Annotated in this window: 11 protein-coding genes; all 11 read left to right on the top strand. The window is 41.8% G+C overall.

Going from position 1 to position 13,875, the window contains the following annotated elements; genetic code table 11:
- Positions 1-66: 66 nt before the first annotated feature.
- The 11 genes from ACRRMM_RS04255 (at position 67) to ACRRMM_RS04205 (ending at position 13,646) form a co-directional block, all read left to right on the top strand.
- Entirely contained in the window at positions 67-531 is a 465-nt protein-coding gene (locus tag ACRRMM_RS04255; protein ID WP_007501699.1) for a DUF441 domain-containing protein, read from the top strand.
- Positions 532-906: 375 nt separating this feature from the next.
- Positions 907-2,025: a citrate synthase gene (gene citZ, locus ACRRMM_RS04250; RefSeq protein WP_050943591.1), complete on the top strand. Its 1,119-nt coding sequence runs from the start codon at positions 907-909 to the stop codon at positions 2,023-2,025.
- A 146-nt stretch (positions 2,026-2,171) separates the two neighbouring features.
- Complete coding sequence (gene icd, locus ACRRMM_RS04245) at positions 2,172-3,443, top strand: NADP-dependent isocitrate dehydrogenase (protein WP_008346060.1); 1,272 nt, start codon at positions 2,172-2,174, stop codon at positions 3,441-3,443.
- Positions 3,444-3,477: 34 nt separating this feature from the next.
- Positions 3,478-4,416: a malate dehydrogenase gene (gene mdh / locus ACRRMM_RS04240; protein ID WP_008346058.1), complete on the top strand. Its 939-nt coding sequence runs from the start codon at positions 3,478-3,480 to the stop codon at positions 4,414-4,416.
- A 392-nt stretch (positions 4,417-4,808) separates the two neighbouring features.
- Positions 4,809-5,537, top strand: a complete 729-nt coding sequence (locus ACRRMM_RS04235; protein ID WP_007501691.1) for a response regulator transcription factor — start codon at positions 4,809-4,811, stop codon at positions 5,535-5,537.
- Positions 5,530-7,272: a two-component system histidine kinase PnpS gene (gene pnpS, locus ACRRMM_RS04230; RefSeq protein ID WP_217816498.1), complete on the top strand. Its 1,743-nt coding sequence runs from the start codon at positions 5,530-5,532 to the stop codon at positions 7,270-7,272. Before ACRRMM_RS04235 ends, pnpS begins: the two co-directional genes overlap by 8 nt.
- Before the next feature lie 254 nt (positions 7,273-7,526).
- Positions 7,527-10,166 carry a DNA polymerase I gene (gene polA, locus ACRRMM_RS04225; RefSeq protein ID WP_342493053.1) on the top strand — a complete coding sequence of 880 codons (2,640 nt, stop codon included), beginning with the start codon at positions 7,527-7,529 and terminating at the stop codon, positions 10,164-10,166.
- Between the two features lie 25 nt (positions 10,167-10,191).
- Entirely contained in the window at positions 10,192-11,025 is an 834-nt protein-coding gene (gene mutM, locus ACRRMM_RS04220; protein WP_007501686.1) for a DNA-formamidopyrimidine glycosylase, read from the top strand.
- A 174-nt stretch (positions 11,026-11,199) separates the two neighbouring features.
- A complete protein-coding gene (gene ytaF / locus ACRRMM_RS04215) occupies positions 11,200-11,832 on the top strand; it encodes a sporulation membrane protein YtaF (protein WP_007501684.1) in 633 nt (210 codons plus the stop codon).
- Positions 11,833-11,845: 13 nt separating this feature from the next.
- Complete coding sequence (gene coaE / locus ACRRMM_RS04210) at positions 11,846-12,451, top strand: dephospho-CoA kinase (RefSeq protein WP_428828551.1); 606 nt, start codon at positions 11,846-11,848, stop codon at positions 12,449-12,451.
- Between the two features lie 172 nt (positions 12,452-12,623).
- Positions 12,624-13,646 (top strand): glyceraldehyde-3-phosphate dehydrogenase, encoded by a 1,023-nt coding sequence (locus ACRRMM_RS04205; protein ID WP_008346043.1) that lies wholly within the window; start codon positions 12,624-12,626, stop codon positions 13,644-13,646.
- The last annotated feature ends 229 nt before the right edge of the window (positions 13,647-13,875 follow it).

Below are 13,875 nucleotides of genomic sequence, written 5' to 3'. Positions count from 1 at the left end.
TTCATTTTATTCAAAAAGATTAGTAATATGAAAAGGTCGCAATAAAAAGAAAGAAAGGAGCGGCGTATGTTTACTCAAGCAAATTTGTTTTTGGTTCTTTTACTCGTTATTGCACTTATTGCAAAAAACAATTCGTTAATTTTAGCGGTCTCTGTGCTGATTGCCATTAAGCTGATTGGCCTGGATCAAAAAATATTCCCGGTTCTGCAATCAAAAGGTATCAATTGGGGTGTGACGGTCATCACGATCGCTGTGCTTGTACCGATCGCAACAGGGGACATTGGATTTAAACAGCTTGGAGAAGCGATGAAATCTTCCTATGCTTGGATAGCTCTTGGAGCGGGTATATTAGTAGCATTAATTGCAAAAAACGGCATTGTGCTACTCGAAAACGATCCGCATATTACCGCGGCACTTGTATTTGGTACGATTTTGGCAGTCAGCTTATTCAAAGGTGTGGCTGTTGGCCCGCTGATTGGTGCTGGAATTGCCTATTTAGCGATGCAAGCAGTGAAATTTTTCAGCGGTTAAAAAGAGAGTGGCTCATGCCACTTTCTTTTGATATTTTTTCTGACGTGAGCTTTTGCAAAAAAACATAATTAAATATATTAAAAGAAGCAAAATCCCTTTATTCCATGCCCGAACCGGAAGGCTGGAAAAAAAAATATCAAAAAAAATTATAGTTAAACATTTAACAAATGTCTGATTATTGTTTATAATGGGAATAGGCTTAATTTTGAACTCATTGATCAAACAAGAGATATGAGGCTAAAAGCGCTCTAACCGTATAGGTAAATGTAAGCATTTTCTTTTCTAAACCTGCCAGCCTATTTTGGTTGGATAGCGCTTTCAAAAAGCGAGAATTTTGCAACGAAGGGGAATCTTTTTAAAAAGGGGAGATTGAACATGACAGCAACAAGAGGTCTTGAAGGTATCGTGGCAACAACTTCATCCGTAAGCTCAATTATTGATGATACTCTTACTTATGTAGGGTACAATATCGATGATTTAACTGAAAAAGCTACTTTCGAAGAAATTGTCTACCTGTTATGGCACTTAAAGCTGCCGAATGAGCAGGAGCTAAGCGAGTTAAAGCAGCAGCTCAATGAAAATGCTCATATTCCGCAAGAGATCATTGAGCACTTTAAATCTTATTCGCTGGATGGGGTTCATCCAATGTCTGCGATTCGTACAGCGGTATCCTTATTAGGTTTACTTGATGACGAATCAGAGATTATGGACAAAGAAGCGAATTACAGAAAAGCCATTCGCTTACAAGCGAAAATTTCTGGACTTGTCGCTGCATTCTCACGTATTCGAAAGGGGCTTGAGCCTGTACAGCCAAAAGAAGAATACAGCTATGCTGCAAACTTCTTATATATGCTAAATGGCGAAGAGCCTTCACCAGTAGAAATTGAAGCGATTGATAAAGCGCTCATTCTACATGCGGATCACGAATTAAACGCATCGACATTTACAGCACGTGTATGTGTTGCTACACTATCAGATATCTACTCTGGTGTAACAGCGGCTATCGGCGCATTGAAAGGACCACTTCATGGCGGCGCGAATGAAGGCGTAATGAAGATGCTGTCAGAAATTGGCGAAGTTGAAAACGTAGATTCCTATATTCATGGTAAGCTAGAGAAGAAAGAGAAAATTATGGGCTTTGGCCACCGCGTTTACCGCCAGGGTGACCCGCGTGCAAAACATTTAAAAGAAATGAGCCAGCGCTTAACAAATCTCACAGGCGAGCCAAAATGGTATGAAATGTCTGTACGCGCAGAGAAAATCGTGACATCAGAGAAAAATCTTCCACCAAATGTTGATTTTTATTCTGCTTCTGTCTATCACAGTCTTGGGATTGATCATGACTTGTTTACACCAATTTTCGTGATCAGCCGATTCTCTGGATGGATTGCTCACATTTTAGAGCAATATGACAACAACCGTCTGATCCGTCCAAGAGCTGACTATATTGGACCTGATCTTCAAACGTTTGTTCCGATCAGTGAAAGAGACTAATGTTTATAGAATAGTGGAGGCTGATCCATCTAAACCAATCAGCCTCCATATCAACAAAAAACGAATCATGTGAAAAACTTCTTGGCTTGCAGACATCAAGCTTGGAAGTTTCAAATATTCACTACATAACCTGGGAGGTAATATCATTGTCACAAGGCGAAAAAATTACAGTTACTGGCGGCGTATTGAATGTACCAAATAATCCAATTATCCCGTTTATCGAAGGGGACGGAATCGGTCCTGACATTTGGAAAGCAGCATCAAGAGTTCTTGAAGCAGCTGTAGAAAAAGCATATAAAGGTGAAAAGCAAATCACTTGGAAAGAAGTATATGCAGGTGAAAAAGCTTATAATAAAACGGGCGAATGGCTTCCAGAGCAAACACTTGAAGACATTCGTGAATATTTAATCGCGATCAAAGGACCACTGACAACACCAATTGGCGGAGGAATCCGTTCATTGAACGTGGCACTAAGACAAGAGCTTGATTTATTCACATGCTTACGTCCAGTTCGCTGGTTCCAAGGCGTACCATCTCCTGTGAAACGTCCAGAAGACACAGACATGGTCATCTTCCGTGAAAACACTGAAGATATCTATGCAGGAATCGAGTATGCAAAAGGATCAGACGAAGTGAAGAAGTTAATCGACTTCTTGAAAAACGAATTAGGTGTGAATAAAATCCGTTTCCCAGAAACATCAGGTATCGGAATCAAACCAGTTTCTGAAGAAGGAACATCTCGTCTTGTCAGAGCAGCGATCCAATATGCGATTGACCAAGGCCGTAAATCTGTGACACTTGTTCACAAAGGAAACATCATGAAATTTACAGAAGGAGCCTTCAAAAACTGGGGCTACGAAGTGGCTGAAAAAGAGTTTGGCGACAAAGTCTTTACATGGGCACAATATGATCGTATTGTAGAACAAGATGGAAAAGATGCGGCAAACAAAGCGCAAAGTGAAGCAGAAGCTGCTGGCAAAATCATTGTCAAAGACAGCATTGCAGATATTTTCCTTCAACAAATTTTAACTCGTCCAGCTGAGTTCGATGTTGTCGCAACAATGAACTTAAACGGAGACTACATCTCTGATGCACTTGCAGCACAAGTTGGTGGAATTGGTATCGCACCTGGTGCAAACATCAACTACGAAACAGGACACGCTATTTTTGAAGCGACTCACGGAACAGCACCGAAATATGCTGGTCTTGATAAAGTGAATCCATCTTCTGTTCTTCTATCAGGCGTGCTTTTACTTGAGCACCTTGGATGGCAAGAAGCTGCTGATCTAGTGATTCAATCTGTTGAAAAAACAATTGCATCTAAAGTCGTCACGTACGATTTTGCTAGATTAATGGACGGTGCAACAGAAGTGAAATGTTCTGAGTTTGCTGACGAGCTCATCAAAAACTTGTCTTGATTCTTAAACTTTAAAGTTAAAGGGGAAAAAGGAAATGGCAAACAAGCGTAAAAAAGTATCTGTCATCGGAGCAGGCTTTACTGGAGCAACTACAGCATTTCTAACAGCTCAAAAAGAATTAGCGGATGTCGTATTAGTGGATATCCCTCAGCTTGAGAACCCGACAAAAGGGAAAGCACTTGACATGCTGGAAGCAAGTCCTGTTCAAGGCTTCGATGCGAATATTACAGGAACTTCTAACTACGAAGATACAGCCGGTTCTGATGTCGTGGTCATTACGGCAGGAATTGCAAGAAAGCCGGGAATGAGCCGTGACGACCTCGTGTCAACAAATGAAAAAATCATGCGCAGTGTGACACGTGAAATCGTTAAATATTCTCCAGAAGCGATCATTGTTGTGTTAACAAACCCTGTTGATGCAATGACATATGCAGTTTATAAAGAATCAGGATTACCAAAAGAAAGAGTCATCGGACAATCAGGAATTCTTGATACAGCACGTTTCCGTACGTTCGTTGCTCAAGAATTAAACCTATCTGTGAAAGATGTGACGGGCTTTGTTCTTGGCGGACATGGGGACGACATGGTTCCTCTTGTACGTTACTCTTATGCAGGCGGTATCCCGCTGGAAACATTAATTCCTAAAGAGCGAATTGATGCAATTGTTGAAAGAACAAGAAAAGGCGGCGGTGAAATCGTCAACCTATTAGGTAACGGTAGTGCATATTATGCACCTGCTGCTTCACTCGTTGAAATGGTTGAGGCGATCTTAAAAGATCAACGCCGCGTCATGCCGACGATTGCATACCTTGAAGGTGAATATGGCTACGAAGGCATTTACCTTGGAGTTCCAACAATCGTAGGTGGAAACGGCCTTGAGCAGATCATCGAGCTTGAGCTGACAGAAGAAGAAAGAAGTCAGCTTGACCGTTCTGTTGAATCTGTAAAGAACGTCATGAAAGTATTGTCTTAATATGAATAAAAAAGAAGGCTTCTCGTAAGAGAAGTCTTCTTTCAGATTGTTGACAAAGGGCTAAAATGTTGTTTATTTTAGCCCTTTGTCTTCTTTTCAGCGTGATAGAAAACCTTTGCAGTCTAGGAAGGGCGAGTACTGGCGCGGAGCGAATTTGACATTCGTGAGCACCAGCGCGCAGGACTGACACCGAATGCGAGGGTTTGTCTACACGCTGAGAAGGCTTCTCGTATGAGGAGTCTTCTTTTTGTTTACAAAACCAATCTTGTCGAAATTTTAAATTGTTCTCTTGTTAAGCTTTCGTTAAAATGAAAGAGAAAGCATGACTTCTCGCTTTTCACATAAGATACAAAAAACCGGATGCAGGGGAAATCACTAATTGGAGGCACAACATGAATAAAAAAATATTAGTTGTGGATGATGAAGAATCAATTGTAACACTTCTAAGCTATAACCTTGAAAGGGCGGGCTACGATGTCGTCACAGCAAGAGACGGAGAAGAAGCGCTTGAAAAAGCAGCAAGTGAACAGCCTGATCTGATTGTGCTTGATTTAATGCTTCCGAAAATGGACGGCATTGAAGTGTGCAAACAACTGAGAATTCAAAAAATGATGTTCCCTATTTTAATGCTGACAGCAAAGGACGATGAATTTGATAAGGTGCTCGGTCTTGAACTTGGAGCCGATGATTACATGACAAAACCTTTCAGTCCTAGAGAAGTGGGTGCTCGGGTAAAAGCCATTTTGAGAAGAGCACAGCAATCTCAGCCGGCTCCCGTGCAAGAAGAGAAGGAAGAGATCATTGCAGACCAAATCAAAATTGGAGACCTGCGCATTTTACCTGAACATTACGAAGTCTATTTCCAAGAAGAACGTCTAGAGCTCACGCCAAAGGAATTTGAACTGCTTCTTTATTTGGCTAAGCATAAAGGCCGTGTCCTTACGCGTGATCTATTGTTAAGTGCGGTTTGGAATTATGACTTTGCAGGTGATACTCGTATTGTGGATGTGCATATCAGCCACTTGCGGGACAAAATTGAAAAGAACACGAAAAAACCAACATATATTAAAACCATTCGAGGCTTAGGCTACAAATTGGAGGAACCAAAGCCAAATGAGTAAAGTGAGAACCCGCCTTTTTTCTGGGCTCATTTTTCTCCTGTTTATTGTGTTTGTTGCGCTTGGTCTTTTCTTGGATCATATGTTTCATATTTTCTATGAAACAAAATTAACCGAACGAATGGAAAAGGAATCGAGTTTTCTCCTTTCTTCAATGAATGTTGAAGATTTGAACGCGGAGCAAAACAAGAAGATTCTCAATCAAGCAAAGCAGCATCTCGATATGAATGCGTCGATTGTGGACGTGAAGGGGAATATCATACATACAACGGGTCAAGCAGAACAAAGAGCCGTCATTTTAAACATGCTGGAAAATGAGCAGCTCCAAACAAAAGGAACGTTCATTGAGGATGAGAAAGATGCGCTGTTTCATTATGCAGTTCCAATGATGAAACAAAACGAACCGGCGGGATATTTATTTCTTCATGCTTCATTCCAGCCTTTGAATGAGATTGACGGCCAGCTCTGGCTTGCATTAGCCTTTTGTCTTGGTTCAGCCATCATTATCATCGTCTTTTTTGGCTATCGCATGTCGATGAAGTATGTAAAGCCGATTGATTATGCCACAAAGGTGGCCAAACAGCTTGAACGAGGGAACTATGATACAAATAACTATGAAGAGCTGATCATTGAAACAAGTGAACTCAATACATCAATGAAGCGTCTGGCAGAAAGTCTTCAAGACATGACAAGCGCTGGCGAAATGCAGCGAGATCGTCTGCAAACAGTCATTGAAAACATTGGAGCGGGGATTATTTTGATTGATAAAATGGGCTATATCCACTTAGTCAATCGAACATTCCGCAAGCAATTCAAAGTGCAAAAACACATTTACATGCACAAGCTGTATCATGAAGCCTTTACCCATGAAGAGATTATTGAATTAATAGACGAAATTTTCATGACAGAAACCAAGGTCCGAAAGTTCTTACGTCTCGCTGTTGACATCGAGCGGCGTTATTTCCAAGTCGATGGTGTTCCGATCTTAAGTACGGACGATGAATGGAAAGGAATTGTTCTTGTCTTTCATGATGTGACAGAAACAAAGCAGCTAGAACAGATGCGAAAAGACTTTGTCGCTAACGTGTCACATGAATTAAAGACACCGATCACGTCAATTAAAGGCTTTTCTGAAACACTTCTTGATGGTGCCATTGACGACAAAGAAGCGCTGACACAATTTTTGTCTATCATCCTAAAAGAGAGTATTCGTTTAGAAACGCTCATCCAAGACTTACTTGATCTCTCGAAAATTGAACAGCAGCATTTTAAGCTGAATATTCAAGAAGCCAATGCGACAGAAATCATTCAAGAGATTGAAGTGCTGCTAAAACAAAAGGCTGCTGAAAAAGGCATTGACCTACAAGTGCGTGTCCCGAAAGAGCCGGTCTATGTCATGGCAGATCCGCTGAGATTAAAACAAATTTTCCTCAACCTGATCAATAATGCTCTCACCTATACACCAGAGGGAGGAAGTGTCACGATCACAGCAAGACAGAGGAAAGACAGCTATGAATTTGATGTAGCAGATACAGGGATCGGTATGAAAAAGAGTGAGATTCCAAGAATATTCGAGAGATTTTATCGAATTGATAAAGATCGAAGTAGAAACTCAGGCGGTACAGGGCTTGGTCTTGCCATTGTCAAACACCTTGTCGAAGCACATGAAGGAACGATTTCTGTTCATAGCAAACAAGGCAAAGGGACGACGTTTACCGTGAGTTTAAAGTCAAAATAGAGAAGAATGGAAAGTGGCGTTAAAATTTACATGATCTTTACAATGAATTCATGTTTTGTTAATCAATCATTGGTAGGATGAATAGGAACCCCTTCATCCAAGGAGCCAATTTTGGAAGGACGAAAACACTTGTTGTTTTCGTCCCTTTTTTATGCAGGCTCGTCTATTTTCTTTTCAAAATAAACTTTGATAAAATGAACATACAATGTGCGAAAGAGACGGCTGAGCCGGCTCAGTCGATGGAGGATTAAAAGATGACAGATCAAAAGAAATTAGTACTTGTGGATGGAAACAGCCTCGCTTATCGAGCTTTTTTTGCTTTACCGCTATTATCCAATGATAAAGGCGTACATACAAATGCCATTTATGGCTTTGCGATGATCTTAATGAAGATGCTGGAAGACGAGAAGCCGACTCATATGCTCGTAGCATTTGATGCGGGTAAAACCACCTTCCGTCACGAGACCTTTAAGGAATATAAAGGCGGAAGACAAAAAACTCCGCCAGAACTATCAGAACAAATGCCGTTCATCCGTGAGCTATTAGATGCTTATCAAGTGAAAAGGTACGAGCTTCCGCAATACGAGGCGGATGACATTATCGGCACACTGGCTGTAGAGGCAGAAAAGGACGGCTTTGAGGTCAAGATCTTCTCAGGAGATAAAGACTTAACGCAGCTTTCAACAAACCATACAACAGTAGCCATTACGAAAAAAGGGATCACAGAAGTAGAATATTACACACCGGCACATATTGAAGAGAAATACGGACTCAGGCCAGATCAAATCATCGACATGAAAGGGCTGATGGGAGACTCATCAGACAATATTCCTGGCGTGCCTGGTGTTGGTGAAAAAACAGCGATCAAATTACTAAAACAGTTTGAAACGCTTGAAAATCTGCTTGATCATATTGACGAAGTCAGCGGGAAAAAGCTAAAAGAAAAGCTTGAAGAATATAAAGAACAAGCGGTGATGAGTAAAAAGCTGGCGACGATTCTCGTAGAAGCACCAATAGATGTATCAAGCAAAGAGCTCGCCTATGAAGGTCCTCACATGGAGCAGGTCATCTCGCTTTATAAAGAACTGGGCTTTCAAACGCTGCTAGAGCGTTTAGGAGAAGCGCCAGAATCAGATGAACCAGTAGAAATAGACGAACTAGACGTGAAGAAAATGACAGATGTCACGGAGGACATGCTGACAGATCACGCTGCACTTGTGGTAGAACAGCTAGGAGACAATTATCACGAAGCCGATTTGATAGGGTTTGCGATCCATAATGAGAACGGTGCATTTTTTATGACAAAAGAAGATGCTCTGCAATCTGAAGCATTTAAACAATGGGTACAGGATGAAACGAAGAAGAAATGGGTCTTTGATTCCAAAAGAGCGGTTGTTGCCCTCAGATGGCATGATGTCGATCTTAAAGGTGTCGATAACGATGTCCTGCTCGCTTCCTATGTGGTCAATCCGCAGAAATCCTATGAGGACGTTGCAAGTGTGGCGAAGGAATATGGCCTGAACATTGCCCTTTCCGATGAAAAAATTTACGGAAAAGGAGCGAAACAGGCGATTCCACCTGAAGAAGAGCTAAAAGACCATCTTGGAAGAAAAGCAGCAGCGATCTCTGCGCTGCATGATTTGACCCTTGAAGCGTTAGAAAAAAATGACCAGCATGAGCTGTATGAAGATTTAGAGTTGCCACTTGCCCTCATCTTAGGTGAAATGGAATCTCTTGGGGTAAAAGTGGATGTTGAACGTCTTCAGAAAATGGGTGAAGAACTCACGAAGAAGCTGAAGGAATATGAAGAAACCATTCATCGGTTAGCAGGAGAAACATTTAACATCAATTCACCGAAGCAACTTGGTGTGATTTTATTTGAAAAATTAGGACTGCCTGTTATCAAAAAGACCAAAACCGGCTACTCTACGTCTGCGGATGTCCTTGAAAAGCTTGAAGACAAGCACGAAATTATTCGGTCCATTCTGCATTACCGTCAAATAGGAAAGCTGCAATCTACTTATGTGGAAGGCTTAATGAAAGTGACGCGCAAAGATACGCATAAAGTGCACACAAGATTTAATCAGGCACTTACACAAACAGGAAGACTAAGCTCAACAGATCCAAACCTTCAAAACATCCCGATTCGTTTAGAAGAAGGCCGAAAGATTCGTCAAGCATTCGTTCCGTCAAAAGAAGGCTGGCTCATGTTTGCAGCTGACTATTCTCAAATTGAGCTGCGTGTACTCGCGCACATTTCTCAAGATGAGAACTTGATTGAAGCCTTTACGCAAGATATGGATATTCACACGAAAACAGCCATGGATGTGTTCCATGTCTCAGAAGAAGAAGTGACTTCCTCTATGAGAAGACAGGCCAAAGCTGTCAACTTCGGAATCGTATATGGAATTAGTGATTATGGACTGTCTCAAAATCTTGGGATTACAAGAAAAGAAGCAGCGGCCTTCATTGACCGTTATTTAACAAGCTTTAAAGGCGTGAAAACCTATATGGAGGACATCGTGCAGGAAGCAAAACAAAAAGGATATGTGACCACGCTTCTTAAACGTAGACGATATATCCCAGATATCACAAGCCGTAATTTTAATGTGAAAAGCTTTGCGGAAAGAACGGCAATGAACACACCGATCCAAGGCAGTGCCGCCGATATCATCAAAAAAGCGATGATTGATATGGCACGAAAGTTAAAAGAAGAGAATCTGCAGGCAAATCTGTTATTGCAAGTGCACGATGAACTGATCTTTGAAGCGCCAAAAGAAGAAATCGCCATATTAGAAAAAATCGTCCCTGAAGTCATGGAAAGCGCACTTCAGCTCGATGTGCCGCTAAAAGTCGATTTCGCTTCAGGCCCATCTTGGTACGACGCAAAATAAAGAGAGAGAAAAAGGAGCGAGGAGCATGCCGGAATTACCAGAGGTTGAGACCGTCCGGCGCACTCTTCAGCGGTTAGTCAAAGGAAAAACGATTGAAACGGTCGATATCAAATGGCCAAATATCATCAAACGTCCTGGGGAACCGGAAGAGTTCGCTAGAAGGATGGTAGGAGAAACCATTCAAACCATTGAAAGAAGAGGGAAGTTTCTACTCTTTCATTTAGACCACTATGTGATGGTCTCCCATTTAAGAATGGAAGGGAAATACCGTGTACATGAAACTGGTGAGCCTTATGATAAACATGTACACGTCGTCTTTACGTTCACAGATGGTACCGAACTTCGGTATCATGATGTCCGTAAATTTGGGACGATGCATCTATTTCAGCCAGGCGAAGAAGAAAAAGAACTTCCGCTATCACAGCTGGGATATGAACCTTTTTCAGACTCATTTACACCAGACTATTTATGGGAGCAATTAAAGAAAACCTCCCGCGTGGTCAAAACGGCTTTACTTGATCAAAAGATTGTGGTTGGCCTTGGTAATATTTATGTAGATGAAGTGCTGTTTAAATCAGGCATTCATCCAGAAACAAAAGCGAATCAGCTAAGTCTTGCATCTTGTAAGGTGCTCCACAAACATATTATTGACACGCTTCAAGTGGCTGTTGATGCAGGAGGTAGCACCATTCGTTCCTACATCAATTCACAAGGTGATATTGGGACTTTTCAATTACAGCTTCTTGTATATGACCGGCGGGGAGAACCTTGCCAGACGTGCGGAAGTATCATAGAAAAAACAGTGGTTGGAGGGCGCGGCACTCATTTTTGTGTGACCTGCCAAAAACGCCCTTCATAAAAGTAAGCCGTCAGCATGCTTCCTTTTTGCCATGCATACGATAAAAAACATTCTTTTTTCAGCAAGGTGTAGACTGACACACAGCCCACCTGCTCTTCATATAGTGAAGAAGAGTCTAAGGACGCCTAGAGACTCTTGATCATCGTTGCATGAACAGAAAGGAAGAGTACAGGTATGATTTCGTTTTCGCTTCTGTTTTTAGCTATTGCCGTCAGCATTGACAGCTTTTCTGTAGGTTTTACGTATGGTCTTCGCAAGATGAGAATTCCATTTAAAGCCATCGTTATTATTGCTTGCTGTTCAGGAATTGTGTTGCTCATTTCCATGCTGATTGGCAGCCTGCTCACGACATTCCTCCCTGTCTCAGTGACAGATAAACTGGGTGGAGGCATTTTAATTGCCATCGGACTTTGGGTTCTGTATCAATTTTATAAACCAGCGAAAGAGCGTGATTTGCTCCTTCATGAAAAAACACTTCTCAATGTAGAAGTGCAGTCTCTTGGGCTTGTCATTCATATTTTGCGAAAGCCTACAAGTGCAGATATTGACCGCTCTGGCACCATTAATGGAATGGAAGCGGTGCTTCTTGGAATTGCTTTATCCATCGATGCATTTGGTGCAGGGATTGGTGCAGCGATTCTTGGTTTTTCTCCAATTGTCATGAGCATCACGGTCGCTGTGATGAGTTCTCTTTTTGTATGCATCGGACTGCGTGCAGGTCATTATTTGGCCAATTGGCGCTGGATCGATAAACTCGCATGCTTACCAGGGCTGTTGCTCATTTTAATTGGGGTGTGGAAGCTGTAAAGGAGGAAACGAATTGACGCTCGTCATTGGATTAACAGGCGGGATTGCTAGCGGAAAAAGCACAGTCTCGCAGATGATAAAAGAGAAAGGCATTCGGGTGGTGGATGCTGATATCATTGCAAAAGAAGCGGTTTCTAAAGGATCGGCTGCCCTTCATCAAATCGTTCAAACTTTTGGTGAAGAGGTTCTTCTGCCAAATGGTGAACTGAACCGGCAGCAGCTTGGAGCGATCATTTTTTCTGATGAAGAGAAAAGAAAACAGCTCAATGCCATCGTTCATCCTGAAGTCAGAAAGGAAATGCTCGAGCAGCGTGATGAAGGGGTGAGCAACAATGAAGCATTTGTTGTGCTTGATATCCCGCTCCTATTCGAGAGCAAGCTGGAAGGGCTAGTCGACCGCATCATCGTTGTGTACACGACGCCTGAATTGCAGCTGTCGCGGCTCATGAATCGAAACGACCTGAGCGAGGAAGAAGCACTGAATCGCATTCACTCCCAGCAGTCTCTTGAGGAAAAATGCCAAAAAGCAGACCGTGTGATAGAAAACACAAAAGATCTTGCTTTTATGAGAAAGCAATTAGAGAACATATTAAACGAATGGGAACATACAGATAAGTAAGAGTACATACAGTACTCTTCTTTTTTTATGCTTTTTTCGTCAATTTCATTGCAAAGAACAGCCCTTTTTTGAAAATATACGTTTATATACTGGAAATTACATTCTAATGTGATATACTAATTTCATAAATAAATTTATTGAGTATAACACATAATAGAGGAGTGACCTGTTCATGAAGGTAAAAGCAGCGATCAATGGGTTTGGCAGAATTGGACGCATGGTCTTCAGAAAAGCAATGCTTGATGATCAAATTCAAATTGTAGCGGTGAACGCAAGCTATCCTGCCGAAACGCTAGCACATTTAATTAAATATGACACAAATCATGGACGTTACGAATGCGATGTGACAGCAGAAGATGACGCGTTGATTGTCAACGGCAAAAGAGTGCTTTTGCTCAATAATAGAGACCCAAAGCAGCTTCCATGGGGAGAGCTTGGGATTGATATCGTGATCGAAGCAACAGGGAAATTTAATTCAAAAGATCAAGCGATGGGCCATATAGATGCCGGAGCGAAAAAGGTCGTACTTACAGCTCCAGGTAAAAATGAAGACGTTACAATTGTAATGGGTGTCAATGAGGATGATCTTGATCCTGAAAAGCACGTCGTTATTTCAAACGCATCTTGTACAACAAACTGCTTAGCGCCAGTTGTCAAGCTGTTAGATGATGAATTTGGCATCGACAACGGCTTAATGACAACGGTTCACGCTTATACAAATGATCAAAAAAATATCGACAACCCCCACAAGGATTTGCGCCGGGCAAGAGCATGTGCCCAGTCCATCATTCCAACAACGACGGGTGCCGCTAAAGCGCTTTCTTTAGTGCTGCCGCACATGAAAGGGAAATTACATGGACTTGCACTTCGCGTACCGGTTTCAAATGTGTCGATGGTTGATCTTGTGGTCGACTTGAAAAAAGATGTCACAGCAGAAGAGGTCAATGCTGCCTTTGCAACGGCTTCAAAAACATCTCTTGCTGGCATATTAGACTACACAGATGAACCACTTGTCTCCACAGACTTTAACACAAACCCTTATTCTGCTGTCGTTGATGGACTTACAACGATGGTGATGGAAGGCAGAAAAGTAAAAGTTCTTGCATGGTATGACAATGAATGGGGCTATTCTTGCAGAGTGGTTGATCTTGTAAAGTTTGTTGGTTCCCAGATGAAAGAGCTTTCAGCTGTTTGAAATGAAGAAGACTGAACGTCCCTTTTCAAGAAATGAGAGAAAATCCCACTAAAAACACAGCTTGCAAAATGGGTCTAAACAAAGTATACTATTTTTCGTGAACTTCTTGTTCGCAGACTCATTCGGGTATACTTAAAGGGTTAGGACCTCTTTGGACTAACTTTCCCCCGTGGTATATGTCCGGTCCGGCTGCTTAGAACTTCACTCTTTCATTCTTGTTTAAGGGGGG

It is taken from the genome of Bacillus sp. XT-4, from assembly GCF_050864245.1.
GTDB lineage: Bacteria > Bacillota > Bacilli > Bacillales > Bacillaceae > Bacillus > Bacillus altitudinis.
The sequence above is the reverse complement of the archived record's forward strand: the minus strand, read 5'-3'. Positions and strand labels throughout refer to the sequence as shown.